The 23,325-nt window shown below is 30.5% G+C and carries 17 protein-coding genes; 13 read left to right on the forward strand and 4 right to left on the reverse strand.

Features of this window, described 5'->3' with window-relative positions:
* The first annotated feature begins 225 nt into the window (after positions 1 to 225).
* The 4 genes from EI427_RS08290 (at position 226) to EI427_RS08305 (ending at position 4,227) form a co-directional block, all read left to right on the forward strand.
* Positions 226 to 1,554, forward strand: coding sequence for a flippase (locus tag EI427_RS08290; RefSeq protein WP_126613535.1), 1,329 nt, complete (start codon positions 226 to 228; stop codon positions 1,552 to 1,554).
* Complete coding sequence (locus EI427_RS08295) at positions 1,551 to 2,546, forward strand: glycosyltransferase family 61 protein (protein WP_126613537.1); 996 nt, start codon at positions 1,551 to 1,553, stop codon at positions 2,544 to 2,546. Before EI427_RS08290 ends, EI427_RS08295 begins: the two co-directional genes overlap by 4 nt.
* A gap of 8 nt (positions 2,547 to 2,554) precedes the next feature.
* The gene (locus EI427_RS08300) at positions 2,555 to 3,505 is read left to right on the forward strand and encodes a glycosyltransferase family protein (RefSeq protein ID WP_126613539.1); all 951 of its coding nucleotides are present in this window, start codon (positions 2,555 to 2,557) and stop codon (positions 3,503 to 3,505) included.
* A gap of 80 nt (positions 3,506 to 3,585) precedes the next feature.
* A complete protein-coding gene (locus EI427_RS08305; RefSeq protein ID WP_126613541.1) occupies positions 3,586 to 4,227 on the forward strand; it encodes a class I SAM-dependent methyltransferase in 642 nt (213 codons plus the stop codon).
* A gap of 1 nt (position 4,228) precedes the next feature.
* On the opposite strand, the gene gldG is transcribed toward EI427_RS08305, so the two are convergent.
* Entirely contained in the window at positions 4,229 to 5,896 is a 1,668-nt protein-coding gene (gene gldG, locus EI427_RS08310; protein WP_126613543.1) for a gliding motility-associated ABC transporter substrate-binding protein GldG, read from the reverse strand.
* A gap of 253 nt (positions 5,897 to 6,149) precedes the next feature.
* Here gldG and EI427_RS08315 point away from each other — a divergent pair, with 253 nt between their 5' ends.
* The 4 genes from EI427_RS08315 to EI427_RS08330 all read left to right on the forward strand — a co-directional run bounded on the left by EI427_RS08315 (position 6,150) and on the right by EI427_RS08330 (position 11,175).
* Positions 6,150 to 7,562 (forward strand): CCA tRNA nucleotidyltransferase, encoded by a 1,413-nt coding sequence (locus tag EI427_RS08315; RefSeq protein ID WP_126618365.1) that lies wholly within the window; start codon positions 6,150 to 6,152, stop codon positions 7,560 to 7,562.
* 36 nt (positions 7,563 to 7,598) lie between these two features.
* Entirely contained in the window at positions 7,599 to 8,624 is a 1,026-nt protein-coding gene (hemE, locus tag EI427_RS08320) for a uroporphyrinogen decarboxylase (RefSeq protein WP_126613545.1), read from the forward strand.
* Positions 8,625 to 8,861: 237 nt separating this feature from the next.
* The gene (locus tag EI427_RS08325; protein ID WP_126613547.1) at positions 8,862 to 9,893 is read left to right on the forward strand and encodes a type I restriction enzyme HsdR N-terminal domain-containing protein; all 1,032 of its coding nucleotides are present in this window, start codon (positions 8,862 to 8,864) and stop codon (positions 9,891 to 9,893) included.
* Positions 9,894 to 9,987: 94 nt separating this feature from the next.
* Positions 9,988 to 11,175 (forward strand): thioredoxin family protein, encoded by a 1,188-nt coding sequence (locus EI427_RS08330; RefSeq protein WP_170178423.1) that lies wholly within the window; start codon positions 9,988 to 9,990, stop codon positions 11,173 to 11,175.
* 23 nt (positions 11,176 to 11,198) lie between these two features.
* Here EI427_RS08330 and EI427_RS08335 read toward each other — a convergent pair whose 3' ends face one another.
* Complete coding sequence (locus EI427_RS08335) at positions 11,199 to 12,314, reverse strand: BamA/TamA family outer membrane protein (protein WP_126613550.1); 1,116 nt, start codon at positions 12,312 to 12,314, stop codon at positions 11,199 to 11,201.
* A 1-nt stretch (position 12,315) separates the two neighbouring features.
* The gene (locus EI427_RS08340) at positions 12,316 to 12,990 is read right to left on the reverse strand and encodes a DUF3575 domain-containing protein (RefSeq protein ID WP_126613552.1); all 675 of its coding nucleotides are present in this window, start codon (positions 12,988 to 12,990) and stop codon (positions 12,316 to 12,318) included.
* Between the two features lie 144 nt (positions 12,991 to 13,134).
* On the opposite strand from EI427_RS08340, the gene EI427_RS08345 reads away from it, so the two are divergent.
* Complete coding sequence (locus tag EI427_RS08345; protein ID WP_126613554.1) at positions 13,135 to 15,159, forward strand: SEL1-like repeat protein; 2,025 nt, start codon at positions 13,135 to 13,137, stop codon at positions 15,157 to 15,159.
* Here EI427_RS08345 and EI427_RS08350 read toward each other — a convergent pair.
* Positions 15,156 to 16,337, reverse strand: a complete 1,182-nt coding sequence (locus EI427_RS08350) for a serpin family protein (RefSeq protein WP_126613556.1) — start codon at positions 16,335 to 16,337, stop codon at positions 15,156 to 15,158. The genes EI427_RS08345 and EI427_RS08350 overlap by 4 nt on opposite strands.
* Before the next feature lie 200 nt (positions 16,338 to 16,537).
* Between EI427_RS08350 and lysA the strand changes: the two genes are divergently transcribed.
* The 4 genes from lysA (at position 16,538) to EI427_RS08370 (ending at position 23,281) form a co-directional block, all read left to right on the forward strand.
* On the forward strand, positions 16,538 to 17,809 hold the full coding sequence (gene lysA, locus EI427_RS08355) for a diaminopimelate decarboxylase (protein ID WP_126613559.1): 1,272 nt from the start codon (positions 16,538 to 16,540) through the stop codon (positions 17,807 to 17,809).
* A gap of 88 nt (positions 17,810 to 17,897) precedes the next feature.
* Positions 17,898 to 18,353 (forward strand): 3-oxoacyl-ACP synthase, encoded by a 456-nt coding sequence (locus tag EI427_RS08360; RefSeq protein ID WP_126613561.1) that lies wholly within the window; start codon positions 17,898 to 17,900, stop codon positions 18,351 to 18,353.
* Positions 18,354 to 18,510: 157 nt separating this feature from the next.
* Positions 18,511 to 21,285: a leucine--tRNA ligase gene (leuS, locus tag EI427_RS08365; RefSeq protein WP_126613563.1), complete on the forward strand. Its 2,775-nt coding sequence runs from the start codon at positions 18,511 to 18,513 to the stop codon at positions 21,283 to 21,285.
* Between the two features lie 106 nt (positions 21,286 to 21,391).
* Positions 21,392 to 23,281 carry a hypothetical protein gene (locus EI427_RS08370; protein ID WP_126613565.1) on the forward strand — a complete coding sequence of 630 codons (1,890 nt, stop codon included), beginning with the start codon at positions 21,392 to 21,394 and terminating at the stop codon, positions 23,279 to 23,281.
* Positions 23,282 to 23,325: the final 44 nt, after the last annotated feature.

Raw genomic sequence — 23,325 nt, forward strand, 5'->3', positions numbered from 1 at the left:
TTAAGGTTCCACAAATATGGTTACAAATCCGAATCTTTTAAAGATTAAGACAAATAAACGATAAATACAGATTAAAAATAAGTTCATTTATTTTTGAATTAACTTTTATAAAGATCAATATTCAAAACAAGAATAGTATTATGATAAAATTTCAATCAAAATGAATTTTTATGTGAGGTGATTTAGTAACTTTGTTTGAATTTATTTTATTGATAAAAGGTAAAAGTGGGTATAAAAGAAACATTCATTAATTGGTATAAAAAAGACGGTGTTAAGTCTATTCTAAAAAATATCAATTGGTTAGTATTAGACCGAATTATTAGGATGGTTGGTGGATTACTAATCAACGCTTGGGTAAGTAGATACCTTGGACCATCCAAGATGGGTATTTGGGACATCTCAATTTCTGTTTCTTCGTTATTTCTAATCTTTTCTAGTTTTGGTTTAGATCGTTTAGCTATTAGGAATTTTGTTAATAGTGATAGAGAAACGACTAATACTAATTTATCTGTCCTATTTACAATGAGAGCATCTGCTGCTTTGATCTCATTTTTAACTAGTGGATTAATTTTGCAATATCTTGCTGATGGGTCACAAGAAAGAATTATTGTAGGATGGATGATATCCTCAAGTATTCTAGTTCAAGTATTTGACATTTTCACTTTTAAGCTTCAGGCAGACTTACTCTCTAAATATACTGTTATAGCCAAAGGATGTGGATTTATTATATCCTCAATACTTAAGGTGATCTGTATTACTGAAAATTTATCTTTAGAGTATTTTGTAGCCACTTATTTGGTTGATTTTATCATTGGTTTTCTTCTTCTCTCCATTATCTTTATCAAGAAGTATAGCTTTATAAAATTCAAATTTTCGAGTACTGTTTTTAAAGATTATTGGACTTCATTCTTTCCTCTTTTATTATCAAGTTTGGCATTTATTATTTATAGCAAAATAGATCAGATAATGATTGATAGGATGATAGATGAAACTGCCGTTGGAGTTTATACTAGAGCTGTAAAACTTAATGATATTGCTATTGCAATTTATACAATAATGTCGAGTTCACTTTTCCCAGAACTCACTAAACAATATAATAAAAGCATAAAAGATTTAAACAAGTCGTATGAAAGGATTTGTTCATTATTATCAGGCTTATCATATTTAGGAGTTATTGCAACAATATTTCTAAGTGATTTTGTAATTGATTTATTATATGGTCCATCCTATTCTGGAGCCGCAAATAATCTCAAAATTCTAATTGTTGGAATGATATTCTTATACAATGGAGGGATGAAAGGTAATTACCTGATACTATTAAACAAGAAAAAGATTATTACGATTACGAGTTTTGCTTCTATCTTTATCAATGTTGGAATGAACGCACTATTAATACCGAAATATGGTGCAAATGGTGCTGCAATCGCTTCTGTTTTTACTTTATGTTTTATCAATTTTCTAATAAATTTCTTATTTAAAGATACACGTGAGGTAGGTAGAATTCAATTCAGATCATTTTTCTTAGTACACTTTATAAAAAAATATATACTGTGATTATTAGATATAAAGAATATAATAGCATTAGAACAGATGCAAAAAACTTAAAAGAGTCTGATAAATCATTATTCGAAAATGCAAAAACTGCATTGATCAAACCTTCACATTTACTTTTCGAGAAAAACACAAATATATTTTTGGATCTTATAGTATCGAATAACTCATTTAAGAAAAATCAGTCTTACTGTCAAATAAATAAAATATCTTTTAAAAAAAGGGTTTTAAAAAACTTCTTCTTTTTAAAGAAAACTAATGTAATTAAAAAAGGAGTTTGGTGCATAGACAATTGGAGTTATGGTTACTTCCATTGGTTTACAGATGTAATTCCTAGATTAATTATGGCTAATGAAGTTGATGATAGTTACCCAATTTTATTACCAAACTCTTTAGCTAAATTTACCTTTGTGGAAGAGTCATTATCAATTATAAATCAAAAAGCTATTTTTTATGACTCTACTATTAATAATAATGTTGAAGATTTACTAATAACAAGTCATACTGCTCATACAGGAAACTATAATAAGGTAATTATAGAAAAAGTAAGAGATTTATTTACTATTAATTTCAATACAAAAATAGCTCCTTTTAGAAAAGTTTTTATAAGTAGAGAAAAAGCTCCTAGAAGGAAAATATCAAATGAAAGTGCTGTACAAGAAGTCCTCTTAAAAAATGAAATTGAAATACATTATTTTGAAGATTATTCATTACAAAAGCAAATTCAAATTATAGTAGAGACCAGTGTTCTTATTGGGCTTCATGGTGCAGGCTTAACTAATATGTTATTTATGAAAAAGGGTGGCACTGTTTTAGAATTTAGAAATCACACGGATAGTAAAAATAATTGTTACTTCTCTTTAGCATCAGAACTTGATATCAATTATTATTATCAATTAACTGAAGGAACATCTAAAAATACTTATGATGCAAATGTCTTTATTGATTTAAAAAACCTACAAGTAACATTAAATCAAATACAGTCCAAATATTAATAATTATAATGAATTTAGCTCCAATAATTGTTTTTTCATACAACAGGTCAGTTCATACAAGAAAGGTTCTAGAGGCATTAAAGAAAAATCCTTTGTTTGATCAATCTCCATTGTATTTATTTTGTGATGGTTTAAAAGAAGGTGCTTCTGAAATAGACAAAATTGAACATAGAAAAACAGTAGAAATCGTTACTGATGAAGTCTATTGGACAGAAAATACTACAGTTTCAATCAGTGAAGAAAATCTAGGTTTAGCTAAATCAATAACTCAAGGCGTAACAAAAGTGATTGATAAACATGGAACAGCAATAATTTTAGAAGATGATATAATTGTGTCAACAGGATTTTTAAAATATATGAATGATGCATTATTAATCTATAAAGACAATTCTAAAGTAATGCATATTAATGGGTATTTACCAAAATCTCCTTTTCAAAAAAACTCTTTTAAAAATTCTACTTTCTTCTCCTCTCACATGTCTTGTTGGGGATGGGCTACTTGGAAAGAATCTTGGAATAAATTTAGCATTGGTGCAAACCTCCTCTATCATAAGCTAGAGCAATTAAATTTATTTCAAAAAATGGATCTAAATGGTTCGTTTACTGGCCTAGATCAATTAAAAAGTAATATTGATGGAACTATAAGTACATGGGCTATAAAATGGTTATCAACTATTTTAATTAACGATGGCATTTGTTTAAATAGCTCACAATCACTTGTTAAAAATATTGGAATGGATGGTAGTGGTGTAAATAGTGGATTACTATTTTGGAATCCCTATAAGACAAAACGAATAAATTCTATTGAGAACATCTCTAAAATACCAGAAAAACCCAACATTGGAGATTGCTATTTTGAAGAATTCTATCGCTATGTTAATATTAAAGGGTATAAAAGATTTTTTATTAAGCTTTATTTTTACACTCTAAATAGAGTATTTAACATCGATACGTTATAAATTAGCAGTTATATATATTCAATAAAAAGCAAATCATAAAGCTCTTTATTATTTTTTAAATAAATTACTCTTTGTAAAACATGAAACTAGTTCAATCTTTACTTCAAAAAATTCCGTTTTTCAATTACTTACTTCATTTAAACTATTTAATCAACAAAGGTTATCTATATAATTTAGGGTGGACCAAAAGTCTAAAATCATTTTCTATTGTTAACAACGAAGGCGAATCAATTCCTTGGTTTACGTACAGCTGTATTCATTTTCTATCAACTCGAAATTTATCCAACCTAAATGTTTTTGAATTTGGAAGTGGAAATTCAACTTTATGGTTTCAAAAAAGAGTAAATAAAATCTATTCTTTAGAGCATGATAAAAGTTGGTATGAGAAAATAAAAGATCAATTTACAGATAATGTAACCTATATTTTTAAAGAGGTGAATAAAGGATATTCTCAAGTAATCAACGATCAACCAATTCAATTTGATCTAATAATTATTGATGGTAGAAACCGAGTAGAATGTTGTAAAAACTCTTTAAGTAAACTTTCAAATAAAGGGGTGATAATATGGGATAACTCAGATAGAGAAAAATACAATGAAGGCTACAATCTTTTAATTGACAATGGCTTTAAAAGAATAGATTTTTATGGTTTAGCTCCTTCAATATGTGATTCTTCTTTAACTTCAATTTTTTATAAAGAAGAAAATTGCTTGGGAATCTAACCTACCTCTCAAACCTTTTCTTCCGCATAAAAATAAATAAGCTACCTAACAATATTGTTAAGAAAACAGGTAAACCGACATTAAGCCACTGCCATAGAGATTTTTCTTCTCTTATCTTAAATGAATCAAGTGGCCTTAATGTAACTTTTTTATTTCTTGCCATTATTAGCCCTTCATCATCCATTAAATAATCTAAAGAATTCATTACAAATTCTAAATTAGATAATGATTGACCTCTAAATCTATCAAACTCAATAGACTCTATTTGACCATTTAAAGGGTTAATACTGTTCTTAATAATATCCCCATCGCCTACAATAATAATTTTAGATTTTTCTGTTGATGATTTAATCCGTGTAGATGGGTTTATGCCTTTCGGTGGAAATCTATTGGCGTATAAAGATTTAAATTTACCTTCTAATAAATAAGCAACAGGTAAATGTGGTTTATTAAACAATTTTTTTTGATTTACCTCCTTGATTTCATCTAAAGAAACTAAATTTGGCATCTTTCGAATTCTAGAATAATTTGATGTGAAAATTAATGGAATTTTTTTCATTCCAACCGACTTCACGGTATCAAGAGAACTTACAAACTTTCCATATACCACATCCATATTACGGACAATTGGATGTTCTGAAAACGTATTCAAATAGATATAATATGGCCAAGGTAGTTTTTTTTTGTTTGCTTTATCGCCAAAATCCCCAGTAACTAGCTCTAATAAACCTGCTTGTTGGTCTTGTACTAAATTGATATTAGAACGGATACCAATTCTAAAAAGCAGGTCATCAATATTTAAATCATACCCAAAAGCATAGGCTCCTCCTAAAGGGATAGAATCTGCATTCATTTGCACCTTATCCATTAAAAACATGGCATTACCGCCCTCTATTAAATACTGATCTATAAGGTATTTATCTCTGTTACTAAACTTCGTTTTAGGTTGTGCTACCAAAACAGCATCAAAGTTTTTAAGAAGTGACAAATCTTCTACCCAAGAAACTAAATATTTATTAGTAGCAACTTTAGAAAACTCTACAATTTCTTGAGGTGATAATTCATCATGTCCTTGTACAATGGCTAACCTTTTTGATTTAGATTGCACCATATCCTGAATTACACTAGCTAATTCGTACTCTACTCCTTCTATTGATTGATTAATTTGCTCTTGTGCTGACTTTGTTTTATTACCTTTTAAAAGCAATATTCCTTTCTGTTTTCCTTTATAAGATATTAAAGCTCCCGGAAATATCAATCGTTGTGTTTGTTCTCCATTCGCTGATACATCAAATAAAGTGGTTTGCGGAATACCTTTTTCTATTATAGAACGTTGAAATTGTTGTTTCTGGCGCAGATCAGAAAAATCGTTAGGATCTACAAAACGGTATTCTAATTTACCATTCGATCTAACTTTAAATTCATCTAATGTTTCTTGAATAGCTAATTTCAAATGCTCAAATTCTGCATTTAAAGGCCCATCCAAATAAACATCAACAGTTACCTCAGAGGGAAGTTGCTCAAGTAAGCGTTCAGTAGCTGGATTAATGCTAAACCTCTTCTCTTCTGTAAGATCTATTCTAAAAAATAACTTATCAGCATGAATATTTACAAAAATAAAGAATAGTAAGACTGCTGAAAAAGATAATAGGTCTTCCCACTTACGCATATATAATGGAGTAATGTCTGTCGTTAAAAAATTTAAGCTGCAAAATCGTTTGTTTGAAATGATTATGCAAACATTTATATCATACGATTCAGAGTAATTGTACAAAAACTACATCAAACGCCAATAATTATAGAGAATTTTAAGAAAGATTGAGAATTGATACACATTCACATCAAAAAACAAACAAAAAATGTACTTTTGTAAATTGAATCAGAAAAGATTAAAATTTACTAGATAATATATTGTGTCCGAAATCAATTTTAAAGATACATTAGAGCAAAATCCTATCTTCGACATTGTCGCTAGAAGTGCCGAAGAAGTAGGTTTTAAAACATATTTAGTTGGTGGATTTGTAAGAGATTTACTTCTTAAAAGACCTTCAAAAGACATCGACATTGTATGTGTTGGAAGTGGCATTCTTCTTGCCGAAGCTGTTGCAAAAAATGGAGGAAACCTACCTTGTAATACTTTCAAAAACTTTGGTACTGCCATGGTTAAATTTGAAGAATACGAAGTAGAGTTTGTTGGTGCAAGAAAAGAATCTTATAGAAGAGAGTCTCGTAAGCCTATTGTAGAAGATGGCACACTCGAAGACGACCAAAATAGACGAGATTTCACTATTAATGCTTTAGCAATTTCTTTAAACAAAGAAAACTATGGCGATTTAGTTGATCCTTTTGGGGGCGTAGACGATCTTAATAAGAAGAATATAATTACTCCGTTAGAGCCAAATATTACTTTTTCAGACGATCCTTTAAGAATGATGAGAGCAATACGTTTTGCTTCTCAATTATCATTTGATATTGATTCTGATACTTTTGATGCTATTACTGAAAATAAGAAACGCATCGAAATTGTTTCTGGAGAACGTATTATGGACGAGCTAAATAAAATTGTTTTGTCTCCACTCCCATCTTATGGGTTTAAGCTTCTCTTTACATCTGGTTTATTGGAACTCATCTTTCCTGAGATGGCCAATTTACATGGAGTTGAACGAAGAGAAGGTAAAGGACATAAAGATAATTTCTACCATACTTTAAAGGTTTTAGATAATGTAGCCGAAAAATCTGATGATTTATGGTTACGATGGTCAGCAATTCTACACGACATTGCTAAACCTGCAACTAAACGTTTTAATCAGAGAGTTGGATGGACCTTTCATGGTCACGAAGACAAAGGAGCGAGAATGGTTCCTGGAATTTTCAAAAGATTAAAACTTCCTTTAAATGATAAGATGAAGTTTGTACAAAAATTAGTACGTCTTCATTTACGTCCTATTGCTTTAGTTAAAAAAGAAGTTACAGATTCTGCAATAAGAAGATTACTTTTTGAAGCTGGAGACGATATTGAAGCTTTAATGGCATTATGTAGAGCTGATATTACTTCTAAGGATGGAAACAAGGTAAAGAAATATTTATCGAACTTCGATTTTGTAGAATCAAAACTAATTGCGGTTGAAGAAAATGATCAAGTAAGAAATTTCCAACCTGTAATTACAGGAGAATTGATTATGGAGACTTTTGATATCAAACCCTCTAAAGAAGTTGGGCAAATAAAAGATCAGGTTAGAGAAGCTATTTTAGATGGTAAAATCAAAAATACCCTAGAAGAAGCTATGCCTTTTATGATTAATATCGGTAAAGAACTGGGATTATCAGAAAAATAAAAATACGCATCAAATAAACAGAATCTATATATACTTATGAACGATTTAATTCTACGTACTGCTAGAGGAGAAAAAACAGAAAGAACTCCTGTATGGTTAATGAGACAAGCAGGACGTATTTTACCAGAATACAGAGCTGTAAGAAGCAGTGTTTCAGGTTTTGTTGAGTTGTGTCAAACGCCAGAATTAGCGGCTGAAGTAACAATTCAACCTGTAGATTTACTTGGTGTTGATGCTGCTATTATATTCTCAGATATTTTAGTAATTCCAGAAGCTATGGGATTACCTTATGAAATGGTAGAGAAACGTGGACCTTATTTTCCTAATGTAGTTGAAACTGAAAAAGATCTTCAAAAAATACGTGTTGCTGATGTAGAATCAGACTTAGGTTACGTATTGGAAGCAATTAAGATTACAAAAAAAGAATTAAATGGTAGAGTGCCTTTAATAGGTTTTGCAGGTGCTCCTTTCACTATTTTTTCTTATATGATAGAAGGACAAGGTTCTAAAACATTCTCGAAAGCAAAGAAAATGTTTTACACACAACCAGAATTCTCTCATAAGTTATTACAGATGATTACTGACAGCACAATTGCTTATTTAAAAGCACAAATTGCTGCGGGCGCAGATATGATCCAAATATTTGATTCTTGGGCAGGTATTTTATCTCCTGAACAATTTAATATTTTCGCATTGCCTTATATTAATCAAATATGTGATGCAATTACTGAAGTTCCGAAAACAGTTTTTGCTAAAGGAGCTTATTTTGCAAGAGAAGATATTGGAAAAAGTAACTGTAATACAATCGGGTTAGATTGGAATATGGATATTGCTGAATCTAGAAAGTTTGCTAACGGAAAAGTACTTCAAGGTAATTTAGACCCTTGTGCTCTTTATGGCTCTACTGCTGATATTGAAAAGGCAACTAAAGCGATGTTAGATAAATTTGGACCAGACAAACACATTGCCAATTTAGGTCATGGGGTTTACCCAGATATTGATCCTGAAAAAGTAAAAGTATTTATTAATACTGTAAAGGAATATTCTGAAAAGATGAGGTAGTTATAGCTTTTCTTACTTTATATAATGCGTTGATTATCATGTATAATCAACGCATTTTATATTTTATAATGAAAATTATTCATTAATTATTTTGTAATACTATATAATAAAAGTAAAATTAATTTGATTAATTAATAAACAATAACACATTTTTAGATAAAATAAGAAGATTAAAATGTTTATATTTTAAATTATTACCACTATATTTAACATTAATATATATCCCAAACAATTATCATGAAGTGGTTATCTAAAGGAAAACGTGATGGCGTTATTCGAGTAAGTAAGAATAAAGATGAGGTAACCTATTTACCTCACATAAAAACGCGTTCATTATATAACCCTGAAGAACAAGTTCAATTAGCCACTTATTTATCTCTTATTTACGATCATGGATATCCCGCCGAGTATGTTCGTGTTTGCGTTCCTGTTAAAATGGGATCTTCTACGAAAGAAGCTGATATTATTACATATACAGACGAAGATGGTTTAGACCCTTTCATGATTGTTGAATGTAAGAAAAAAGGAGTTCCAGAATCTGTTTTTCATGGGGCAATAGATCAAGGTTTTTCCTATGCAAGTGCTACTCTAGCAAAATTTGTATGGACTACAGATGGGGATCGTAACATTTACCACGAAGTTAATCCTCAAAAAATTGGAGAAAGGAAGGCAAATAAAATGTATACTATTCCTCCTTTTAAAGGTAGTGATGGCTTCTTATTTAAGTTAAAAAGGAGCACTTACAAAGTAGTAACTTCTCCACTTAAATTTATTAAATCAATTTTTAAAATTCCTTCTGTTCAAAATGCTTTAATTTATATGATTTTATTATCATGTAGTTTTGCTATGTTAAGCATTTTGGCTGTAGAACATATTAATCAGATAATTGAATATACTAAGGTACTTTGGGATAAATTTAGAATGGATTTCTCATGGATTTACTATGCGATTTCATTTATCTCTCTGTTCTTTACAGTAACCTTAGGATCCATAGTAAAAGCAATACCAAGTATTAGAAAACAAGGATTGAGTTTAAAACAAGTACTATTTCTTTGTCTATTTTTATTCCTTCCTGTTTATCTTATTGGCGATTATTATACCTTAAGTTGGTGGAATTGGAAACATTTTAGAGCAATGCCCTATAAAGAATGGATTTTTGCAGAACCACAATTGGTTATATTCCCTGTGCAGCTTTTCCTTTTTGCAACTATTCTAGCTTTAGCACCAAATAAGAGAAAAAGAAAACGCATTAGTCGTAAAAAGTATTAGAAATAAATACAATTGTCTCATATTTTACTTAATTTATTATAAGGTTTAAAAACCCCGTTCTAATTCTGTATAAATGAACATAAATTATTTAATAATGCGCTCACTATTATCACTCCTCCTTTTATTACCATTCTTTTGCCAAGCCCAAGGCGTTCAATTCAAGAATATATCAATTGATGAGGCTAAAAAAATTGCTCAAAATGAACAAAAAGGTATTTTTATTTCTATTGGAACCTCATGGTGTCCCAATTGTAATTGGATGGAAGAAGAAGTTCTTGATTTAAAGAAAGTTGGTAATTTTATCAATGATAAATACGTTAGCCTTTCTATAGATGCTGAAAGTAAAAAAGGGATTAAGATTGTAGATCAATTACAACTACATACCTACCCTGCGTACATCTATTTACAAAATGATGGAACACCTTTACATTTAACTGTTGGAGAAATGTCTGAGGCTGAATTTATAAAAACATCTAAACAAGCTGAAGATCCTCACTATCAGTATTTCACTTTAAAAAAGAAAATTGAATCTTCTAAATACATTACAACAGAAGATCTTGCTCACTACATTACTACTAGTTACGCTACAAATACAAATGATAGTTTACATCTTGATAAATTCTTAAAAGAAATTACAGATGAAGATATAGAAAACAAAGATATTTGGAGTGCCCTTAAACAAGCTACTATCCATCTAGGATTACATTCAGAACCTACTTTATATGTTATAAAACATGCTCGTATTATTGAAGACAAATATGGTGTAAAAGAAATAATTGTTACTATTAATAGTGCTGCAAAAGTTTCTATGCGTCCTTTTGTAACAAATAGAGATGTTGCTGGTTGGCAAGAATTGATGTCTTTTTTAGAAGAAAAATTAGGTAGACAAGGAGAAACACTCAACTTTGCCTATAACCCTACTTTTTATCTAAACATTAGAGATTATGCTACTGCTTACAATAAAATGGAGCAAGGTGTAAGCACATTATCTGACAGAGATAAAGAAATAAAGGGATATTTATATAGAAACTGGGCTTTTAATGTGTATCAATATTATAATGATGAAGATAAATTAAGAGCTGCAAATAATTGGATTGATACTGCTATTAGTGTGCACGAAAACTCTGTAAATCTAGAAACAAAAGCAGGTTTACTTTTCAAATTAAAAGAATATAAAGCAGCTAAAGAATATGCTTTAAAAGCTATTGATTTAAGTAAAAAAGAAAAAGTTCATGCACTAGTAGCACACACAGTATTAAATGAATTAGAAGAAGTTAATTAAGAAAAGAAGATTTAGATACAGCGTTAAAAGGCTTCGTTCACGCCAAAATAAATACCTGTATCTAAATCTTTATTTACCCCGAAATCTAATCTCAAAAGCGTATCATTTTTCTTTAATAATTTATACCGTATTCCTGCCCCACCAGATAGCTTAACTCCATAAAAGATATCAATTATATACGGCGCTACCTGGCCAATGGCTGCAAATACATTTGCTCGCCATCTTGAATGAATTTTAAAACGTGCTTCTCCTTGTAAAGTATATAAATGGTTATCAATATACCGCCCTCTAAAATAACCTCTCATTCTATCTCCACCACCTAACCAAGCCTGATGCTGAAAAGGAACAACTCCAAAACTATTTTCAATATATGCCCTACCTGCTATCACTAAGTAACTATTTACTGGAAAGTACTTTCTTAAATCAATTGCATATTTATTAAAAGAATATGTACTGCCTAGAACTTTACTTGCATACCAAGCATTAATCTGAAAATAATTTCCTTTATTCGGTGAAAAAATGTTATCTCTATCATCTAAATTAAAAACAAAACCTAATCCATTCATAATTACATTCTCACTACCTGGAATTGTATCAGAAGCTAACATCCCCCCTTCTTGTTTTTCTAACATTTTATCAGATTGGAACCGATACTGAGCACCAAAATTTAACGACGATTTGGGTAATCTCTTAAGAAAATCACCTCTTATCATTACCGTTTGCATATTGTATCTTTCTAGACTTTCTGGTTTTGAGTTTGGACCTATCCCCCAAAAAGAGTTTGGAAAAATCTTAAACTTAAAAGCTGCATCTAGGTAATAATCACCATCATTAAAAAAGAGTTTTGGGTTAGCGTCTATTATTAATTGCTTTTCTGATGTATAAATAACATCAAGCATTAATGAGCTTTTTCTTAAATTAAATCGATTTACTTTGTTCAAGTAAAAAAACTGTGCACCACCTCCTACTCCAAAACTTGTTTCTGGTGTGTAAAAAACAATTGGGAGACCTATTATTTGTGTAGACTTTGATAAACTCAAAGTATCTGTCTTAATAAAATTATTTTTTTTATTTTGTGTAACCCCCTCAAGTGCTATTAAGAAAAAGAGAAAGACAAGTAATAAATATTTCTTTTCCATATTAATTACTTTGTTTTTGCTTGTGTAATAAAATAACAATCCCAACTCTAAAAGACACCTTCACTTCTGTAAAATTTGTAGCTTCAGAAACATTCAAAATCAAATCAGTTGTTTCCCCATCTACGAAATATAAATTATAGTTAAGACCTAAGTCTATTCCAAAATGCTGACCAACTAAATAAGTAAAGCCTACACCAAGTCCTCCTCCAAAAAAGTTCCCAGTAAATTCCTCGTTAATAATAAGCTGTTGATAATTAATATTTGCGGAATTATATGTCCGCCCATAAGATAATGTCACCTCTGGATAAATACCACCATTAGACATTTTTGTTAAATACCTCCTAAAAACAAGTCCTAATTTAAACCTTTCACTTTCGTTCTGAAATAATTGTTCCGTCAGTGATCTTGTTAATTCCAATCTTGCACCAACACTGAAATTATCTTTTACAAAAAAATGGCTGTCAACTTTTAAATCAAAACCTGTTAACCCAGTAGATAAAGGATGATTATGTGAATCAGAGTAGTAATTAACAGCATCTGTAGATGAAGATAATTGCAACAAAGCACGTCCTTTTTTAAAAGCAGTACCTAAAGAATCCTGTCCAAAAACAATATTGGGTTGATATAGAATTACAAGAAAAAAGAAAGTAAAAAAACGTCGAAGAGTAGATGTCATGTTATAAAAATATTACTTTTTTTATCATGTTTTTAAATAAAAGCAAATATTCTAAAAAAGTTTTGAAGTCTATACAAGAAAAACTCATTTTTGATGTTATAATAGTACATCATCACAAAATCTAGAAAAAGAGATCTAATAATAATGATCAGATATATTATAAATTTTTCAGTATTTTTTTTAATTCTATTCCTTTTCTCAAATTCTTCGTTTTCTCAAAATGTTGAACAATTAAAAAAAGAAGCAAAGTTTACTGACAACCCAGAACTTTGGTATGAATTAGGGCTTATTTATCAAAAAGGTGAACTCGAAAAAGTCAACTTAAAAAAAGCTGCTCATTATTATGAAAAAGCTGCTGTAAAAGGTCATGTAGAAGCATCTTTCCATTTAGCAGGTTTAAAGGTTGCTAAAAATGAATACGGCAGTGCAATAAAATTATATACTATTGCTGCTGATGGTGGCTCTATAGAGTCAGCATATTTACTTGGTAAATTTTACAAAGACGGAACTAAGGTTACAAAAGACAATAACTTATCAATACACTATTTTCTAAAATCTTGGGATGTTAATTACAAAGATTCTAAAGATCAACTTGATGCTCTTGATACTAAAAATTACAACAAAAAAGAATCTGATATTTTATATCAGAAATATTTAGCCCAAAATGGTTCTGCTAAATCTGAATATGATTTAGGTATTGCATATAAAAAAGGGACAGATGTAAAACAAGATTTAGAGAAAAGTTTTAACCTATTCTCTAATTCTGCTGCAAACGGCTATGGTCCTGCTCAATATGAACTAGGTCTTTTTTATAAAAATGGCCTTTTAGGAAGAAAAGATTCTCAGAAAGCTGTTGAATTCTTTGTTAAAGCTTCTAATAATGGAATTCGTGAAGCTGCAAAAGAACTTGAAAAAATGGATGTAAAAACATTCATTAAAGATGATGATATTGAATTTATAAAATATCAAGCAATAACAAATAACAACGCTATTGCACAGTATGAGCTTTATAAATACTATGAAGCACCAAAGTCTGAAACACAAGATATGATGAAAGCAGTTGAGTTTTGTCAGCGTTCTGCACTTCAAGATTATACTCCTGCAATGCTTGCTTTATCAGATTTATATTTAAAAGGTGATACGCTTATTAAAAAAAATGACTCTTCTGCTTTTAAATGGCGAAGACAAGCGGCATTTGTTGGTTCTGATTCTGCTGAGTATTTACTTGGTAATATGTACAAGCAAGGTGTTGGTGTTCCTAAAAGTGATGAAAAAGCTGTAAGATGGTATTTAAAAGCTGCAAATCATGGTATTCAATCTGCTGCAGATACTTTAAAGACAATGAACATTAATCAATATCTTAATAAATCTGATTTAGAATATGCTACTTTTAGTGCCAACCAAGGTGATATTGAGGCACAAATGATGCTTGGTAGGTATTATTTTAAAAATGATAAAGCTCCTGCAATTGTTTGGTTACAAAAAGCAAGTTTACAAAATAATGCTGAAGCTGAACTATTACTTGGAGATATCTACAAAGAAGGAAAATGCCAAACTGTAGCGAATCCTTCTACTGCTGAAATTCATTATAAAAAAGCTATTGCATTAGGAAATCAAGAAGCCTATTTAAAAATGGCTGATTTATATACAAAAGGCAATGTTGCTGAAGGCGTAGATGGTACATCTTCTACAACTGAAGCAATGGCATATGCAAACACGTATATGACTCAAGCTTCTAATTTAAATTCAGAAAACACAAATGCAGACCCAAAAGCATTCTTGCTAATGGGAGATATTTTAAATAGTCAAGGAAAAACGATTGATGCAATCAAACAATATGATCTTTATATTAAATCTTTTGATGAAGTAGACGGAAACCATCAAGAATTTATTACTGTTATGAACAAGCAAGCTATTGCTTATGCAGAAATTGGAGAGGTGAATAGTGCATTACTTCAAATAGAAATAGCATTAGCCAAAGCAGATGATTTTTCGATGTTGAAAGATTTTAAAGATAATTATTCAGCAATTAAAGGTGAATTATTTTATACACAAGGAAAGCTTCTTTTCCAACAAGGAGACAAGTATAAAGCTTGTGGTGTATTTCAGAAAGTAAAAGCATTAGGAATTAAATTAGATCCGAAATACGAAAACCTTTGTTCAAATTAATAATTAGGTTCCTTAATCATTCCCATGAATATAATATTAGAAGATTCAGTGCTTCTAATTAATAGTACAAAGGGACGATCAAAATAGAATTCTTTTTTTTCAGGGTTGAATGAGCTCCTGCTAATACTAATTGCCGTGGCGGCAGCGGCTTCAGTACCAATTTCGTTTACATCTAAGAACGTTTTATGGGCAATTTTAGAGATATGTAAATCTTCATCGTATTGCTTAAAAAGGTTCTCGAATTGTGCTGTGTAATTAAAAGGGGATTTAAGACCTTGATTTTCAATTGACTCAATCACATCAATTTCATAATCAACTTTTAATTTTGGAAATAATAGGTAGACACCTTTCATTTCCATTTGTCTCTCTATTTCTAGAAGCTTATCAGAAGATAATGTTTTCACAAAGTCATTCAACTTAACTGCTTTATCATTCGGCATAATAAGCGTCATTGTAAAGTCATTCCCTTTATAAGGTATATCTATTGCATAAACATCTCCATTTGCAACACTTCTGTAATGTTGATTATTTTCAGAAATAAAAGCTGTTTCCACTTCGCTCCCATCCTCTTTAAAAAAACTTCCTTCTTTAGTTGATTTCACATCAAATTGATGTTCCCAAATACCATTAAAATATAAGGTATTTACAAGTATCATTCTGTCATCTTTTGATACATCACTAATTATATCAGTAATTTTATCATTAGTCTCACTAGCAACCCAATTATTTATTGAGTTTTTCACCTTTTCTGATTTACTAAAATCAACTCCTTTTATTCTAGCCGCATAACTACCTTCCAATGTTTTTTTGAACATTGTTTTAACAGAAAGGCTTTTTGGGTACCATAAACTATTAGAAGATGAGGTAACTTTACTCGATTTCAATTCCTTATTTAAGTTAAGATTATACGAATTGAGTAATACAAGTTCATCGTTTTCAAAGCCTAAGTAATTTATTAACTCTGTTTTGGTATCATAACTAGCACCATTAGTTACCATACTTAAAGAAGTATAAATACTTATTGGTGATATAAAAATATTACCATTATTTTCTATTTCTGATAGGGAGTTTAATAATGAAAAACTAAAATCATTAAGCGGCTTTTTATCTATTCCAGATTGTGCTGAACAAAAAACCGTTCCTGTAATAATTAGAAAAACAGTAACTATATACCTCATTTTAGATTCTATTTGATTAGAATATTAATATACTCCTCTATTTCTTACCATTTACTCAAATAACCAATTATTTAACTTGATGTTATAAATAAAACAAGTGTTGTTATTTATGTATATTAAATCTTATAATATGGTATAAAATTATTTTCTCTATACTTTTGTGATATCAAAATATTAATAATAATAACGTTTTTCCTACGATGGAATTAAATAATTCAGAATATTCAATCCAGGGTGTACCTGTAACAGATATTGCAAATCAATTTCAAACGCCTGTATATGTTTATGATGCAGATAAGATTGTGAGCCAAATTAATTTATTAAGAGACTCTTTTAATGGAGTAAATCTTAGAATTAAGTACGCTATGAAATCACTTTCTAATCTTAGTATACTTAAACTTATAAAAGAACATGGCGTAGATTTAGATGCCGTATCTATTCAAGAAGTACAGCTAGGATTAAAAGCTGGATTTCCTGCAGAAAGAATTTTATTTACTCCTAACTCAGTTTCTTTCGAAGAAATTCAAGAAGCAGTTTCTTTAGGTGTAGTTATTAATATTGATAACATTGCTATTTTAGAGCAATTTGGAGATACTTTCCAAGGTACTGTTCCTTGTGCTATTCGTATTAATCCGCATATAACTGCTGGTGGAAATGCTAAAATTCAAGTAGGTCATATTGGATCTAAATTTGGTGTTTCAATTTTCCAAATGTCGCATGTAAAAAAAGTAGTAGAAAGTCATGGTATAAACGTGGTTGGTCTACACATGCATTCTGGTTCTGACATCTTAGATTCTGAAGTTTTCTTAATGGCAGCAAACGTAATGTTTGATTGTGCAAAAGACTTCCCTAACCTTCAATTTATTGATTTAGGTTCAGGATTTAAAGTAGCTTATAAAGAAGATGATATCGTTACAAATATTCCTGAATTAGGAAAAAAGATGTCTGCAGCTTTTCAAGAATTCTGCAAAAATTATGGCAGAGACTTAGAATTATGGTTTGAGCCAGGTAAATTCTTAGTTTCAGAAAGTGGGCATTTACTAACTACTGTAAATGTAATTAAGCATAGTCCTGCTGCTGTTTTTGTTGGTGTTAACTCAGGTTTAAATCACCTAATTAGACCAATGATGTATGATGCATTTCATAACATTATTAATATATCTAACTCATCAGCGCCTAAAAGAGTATATGATGTTGTAGGCTATATTTGCGAAACTGATACGTTTGGTTATGATCGTAAGTTAAATGAAGTTCGTGTTGGCGATATCTTATCATTAGAAAATGCAGGTGCATATTCTTACAGCATGAGTTCTAATTACAATTCTAGATTTAGACCAGCAGAAGTTTTAGTTTTTAATGGCAAGCCTCATTTAATAAGAGAAAGAGAAACTTTAGAAGATCTTACGCGTGGACAGGTTGATATTTTTGCAAATACACCTATCCTTCAAGAAGAAGTATCTACTGAAGATTAAAAATATAATCAACTCACATTGATAGACGTCTAAATCAGAAATGGTTTAGGCGTTTTTTTATATCAATGAAAACAATATATTTGATCTTATGATCGACAAAGAATTTAAGAAAAGATTAAAGCAGCACCTTAAAGAGTCTGTAATTCAGAAAATTAAAACTTCTGAGAATGCGATGGATTCTGCACAACAAGCAGCAAATATAGAAACTAGAAGTACTGCTGGAGATAAGTATGATACTTCTCGTGCTATGATGCACTTAGAAAAAGATAAAATGGCAGAGCAATTGGCCAAAAGTGTACAACAGTTGCGTGTTATGGAAGCGTTAAAGGAAGAGGAATCAGAAACTATTCAACCTGGTAACTTAATAGTTACTCCAAACGGTAATTACTACTTAAGTATAAGTATTGGCCAGGTAAATTTTGAAGATCAAGTAATATTTGCCATTTCTGCCCAATCACCAATTGGTAAATTACTAGTTGGAAAAGCAAAAAATGATGGTGTACTCTTTAATGGAAGGAAAATTTTGATTAAAAACGTCTTATAATTTACGTTTATTTTTTTCTTTTTAGAAAATCGACGATTCATCCCCTAGTTATCAATACAGATACACAATTATTTTTATCTTTGCAGGTCATTTTGATGAAAAACTCAGAATTGACTCTTATTTAGAACAAATTCATTTTTTAGAATACAAACAACGTATGTCTGAATATAATCATAATTCATTCGAGCCTAAATGGCAGAAATACTGGCAAGAAAACAATATCTATAAAGTTGATATTGATAAAAGTAAGCCAAAATATTACGCATTAGATATGTTCCCTTATCCTTCTGGAGCTGGTCTTCATGTAGGTCACCCAATGGGATATATCGCTTCTGATATTGTTTCTCGTTTTAAAAGGTTAAAAGGATTCAATGTTCTACATCCAATGGGATTTGATTCATTTGGTCTTCCTGCAGAACAGTATGCTATCGAAACTGGTCAGCATCCTGCAATTACAACGGAGGCTAATATCAAGACTTTTAAAGGGCAAATGAATAAAATTGGTTTCAGTTTTGACTGGAGTCGTGAAGTTCAAACATCGTCTCCTGAATATTATAAATGGACACAATGGATTTTTGAACAATTATTCAACGCTTGGTACGACAAAGACGCTAATAAAGCAAAAGATATAAAAGAGTTGATTGCACAATTTGAAGCAAATGGTTCTGCTGGAATCAATGCCGAAAAAGATGACAATGCAACAGACTTTACTGCTGAAGAATGGAAAAACTTTTCTGAAGCGGAGAAAGCTACCATTTTACTTCAATACCGTCTAACTTTCTTATCAGAAGCAATGGTAAACTGGTGTCCTGCATTAGGAACTGTACTTGCTAATGATGAAGTAAAAGATGGTGTTTCTGAAAGAGGTAGCCATCCAGTTGAACGCAAGAAAATGAAACAATGGATGATGCGTATCACAGCATATGCAGATCGTCTATTAGGAAATTTAGATGGCTTAAATTGGTCAGATGCTTTAAAAGAAATGCAACGTAACTGGATTGGTAAATCAATTGGTTGCGAATTAGATTTTAAAGTAGCTGAAAAAGACATTACACTTACTGCATTTACTACACGTGTAGACACAATTTTTGGTGTTTCTTATGTAGTAATTGCTCCTGAGCACGAATTAGTTGCTGAATTAACAACTGATAATCAAAAAGCAGCAGTTGAGGAGTATGTTGAAACAGCTAAAAATAGATCAGAACGTGATCGTCAATCTGACGTAAAAACTGTTTCTGGTGTATTTACTGGTTCTCATGTCATCAATCCTATCACTGGAGAAGAAGTTCCTTTATGGATTGCTGATTATGTATTATCTGGTTACGGAACAGGTGTGGTAATGGCTGTGCCTTCTTCTGATGACCGTGATTTCCGTTTTGCTGAAAAATTCGATTTACCGATAATTCGTGTAATTGAAGGAACAGAGGATATGGAAAACCCTACTGAAGTTAAAAGGGGTAAAATGATCAATTCTGGCTTTTTAAATGGCTTAGGAACTGATGAAGCTATCCGAGTTGCCATTGATAAAGCATTAGAGTTAGGAGTTGGTAAACAAAAAGTCAACTTCCGTATTCGTGATGCAGTATTCTCTCGTCAGAGATATTGGGGCGAACCAGTTCCTGTATATTTTGATGAAAATGACAACCCTCAGCTAGTACCTGATAACCAATTGCCATTAAACTTACCAGAAGTAGAAAACTACCTTCCAACAGAAGATGGTGATCCTCCTTTAGGTAATGCTAAAGATTGGAAATTTGACAATAAATTCGGTTACGAATTAACTACTATGCCTGGTTGGGCTGGTTCTTCTTGGTATTTCTTACGCTATATGGATCCTCAAAATAAAGAGGCATTTGTAAGTAAAGAAGCTGCTGAATATTGGAACCAAGTAGATCTTTATGTTGGTGGTACAGAACACGCAACTGGACACTTATTGTACTCGCGTTTCTGGAACATGTTCTTATACGATATGGGCTTTATTAGCCATGAAGAGCCATTTAAACGTATTGTAAACCAAGGAATGATCCAAGGTCGTTCTAACTTTGTTTACAGAGTTAAAGGTACAAATCAGTTTGTTTCTTATGGCTTAAGAAAAGATTACGATGTTCAAGAGCTATATGTTGATGTTAATATCGTTACTAACGATGAATTAGATACAGAAGCTTTCAAAAAATGGAGACCAGATTACGCTAATGCGGAATTCATTTTAGAAGATGGTAAATATATGTGTGGATCAGTTGTAGAAAAGATGTCAAAATCTAAATACAATGTTGTGAATCCAGATGTTGTTATCGAAAAATATGGTGCTGATACACTTCGTTTATACGAAATGTTCTTAGGACCTATTGAGCAATCAAAACCATGGTCAATGCAAGGTATTGATGGTGTTTGGAAATTCTTAAGAAAGCTATGGAGATTATTCTATACAGACGAAGGGAAATTGATTGTTGTAGATGGTAAGGCTACAGATGCTGAATTAAAGATCTTACATAAAACGATCAAAAAAGCAGGAGAAGATATGGAAAGCTTAAGCTTAAATACTACTGTTCCTGCATTTATGGTTTGTGTAAACGAATTAGCTGCAGCTAAATGCCATAAAAAAGAAGTTCTTGAGCAATTATTAATTATTGTCTCTCCTTTTGCACCACATATTGCAGAGGAATTATGGCAAGATGCACTCGGAAATACTGCAAGTATTGTTACTGAAAGTTTCCCTGAGTTTAACCCTGCTTTATTGGTAGAAGCATCACATACTTACCCAGTTTCTATTAATGGTAAAATGCGTGTTAAGTTAGATTTACCAATGGATATCTCTCAAGAAGATGCTAAAGCAGCTGTTTTTGCAAATGAGATTGTTCAGAAATGGGTTGAAGATAAACCAATCAAAAAGTTTATTTTTGTTCCTAAACGTATTGTAAATATTGTTGTATAATTACAACTTTTGTTATAAAATTATAAACGGATTCATCGAAAGGTGAGTCCGTTTTTTTTATGCTGATGATTGAGTAATTTGATGTGTTACTAAACGCTCTTTTACCATGAAAACTAAAACGCTATACTTTTTACTATTCATTTGTTTACCTCTTTACACTTTTGCTCAAAAAGATAAGCTTAAAGCTGTCAATGAGGAAAAGCCAAAGAAATTTGTTCAGCAATACAATGAGTTTGACAAAACTAAACCAAGAGAAGTAAGACTTTCTATCCATTTAGATCTGATTACAAGAGAAATCTCAGTTTTACTTACAGATTACAGGTATTTTGATGAATATTTTAGTAATAAAAATGATGGTTTAGCAATTGATATTATTAATAAAAATCAATTTTCTTGTTCCCGTTTAAATAACGCCTATCCTATTAATGATGATAATTTTTATGGAGAAATACATAAAATTATCTACAAAGAAGAGATTCAAAATACTTATACAAGAAATAATATTGGTTACTTAAAAATTCCAATTGGACGTCTCCCTAGAAAATATACTATTGATGATGTCGAAATCAATTTTTGGCTAATTAAGAAAAACTATTTAGTAGACTATCATACTACATATCATATAGATCAAAACTACCTTTCTCTTTTTAAAATTCCTTTAAAGGTTGATCATCCCAAAAATAAAAAAGGATACACTTCTGCTACATTATCAAAGAACCTAAAAAAAACTGTTTACTTTAAAAAAGGTGACGTTTTATTCAATAAAGATGAACTTGATAGTTTACATAATGCACTTCAATTAACTAATCATAATATTACTAATATTCATATAAAAGCGTATTCATCAGTAGAAGGAAATCAAGAAAAAAACACTTCCCTTCAATATTTAAGAGCCGAAAATATTATTACTGAGTTAGCTCCTTACATGTCTAAAAACGTTACTGTAAGTATTGAACAAGAAGAAAACTGGAGTGATTTTTTTGAAGATATTAAAGAAACAAAATATAGTGACTTCGTCAATTTATCTAGAGGTGAAATTAGAGATAAATTAAAAGAAAAAAATATTCTTGAAAATCTATCTCCTATTCTAGATAAGCACAGGAAAGTTGATATAAGTGTTTCTTTAAAATTAATAACCGAATTTAAAAATACATCTTCTTCTCAATTAGTAGAAATGTTTGGTCAATCTATTCAACATAATGATCTTGATAGAGCTTTATTTTTACAAAGCATCATCCAAGAAAGAGTAAAATACACTTCCAATAAAGATGACATTCTAGAAAAGTTGATTGTTCCTAAAAAACCAGAGTACATTTCTATTCTTAATAATCAAATTGTTTATGATTTTGATGAGAACGATAACCAATTATTTAGTGTGAGAAGCAGTATTGATGAAATGTTGACATTACTACCAAATAATTTTACACTCAAATTTAATCAAACGGTTATTCTAATCAAGTTATGGTTCTATACAGAAGAAGATCTAGAATCAGAAATAATAACTAACCTTAATTACCTGAAAAAAAATGGGGTAAATAAAGTAGATCTTGATAAGATTCAATTTAATTACCTCATCGTAAAAACTATTAAAGCCCAAAAAGAGCTTAACTACATCGAAAAAAATGATTGCATAAAAAAAATCACAAGGTTATTTAAAAGCTACAATATAACTGAAGATGAGTTAATAAGACTTTCAAAGTTTTACATTAATTATTCTAATAAGCAATATGCTATTGACTTAATAAGTTCAGCCGCAGTCAATAATTCTGCATCTGAAGAACTATTATTTTATTATTTAAACCTCACAATAATAAACCCTGATTACTTCAAAAAGGATAGTTATAAAGAGATTATATATAAAGCAATAAGTAAAAATAGGTTACGTTTTTGTGGTTTTTTTAATTCAATGAATGACGGGGGTATTACATTTCAATTATTAGGGCATCCATATCTCAAAAAAATATATTGTGAAGAATGTAATCAAATTGAAAATTAACGCCCATTTATGTCGGCTTTATACTACCGCTTGACCATAAACAC

The organism is Flammeovirga pectinis, from assembly GCF_003970675.1.
In the GTDB taxonomy this organism is placed as follows: domain Bacteria; phylum Bacteroidota; class Bacteroidia; order Cytophagales; family Flammeovirgaceae; genus Flammeovirga; species Flammeovirga pectinis.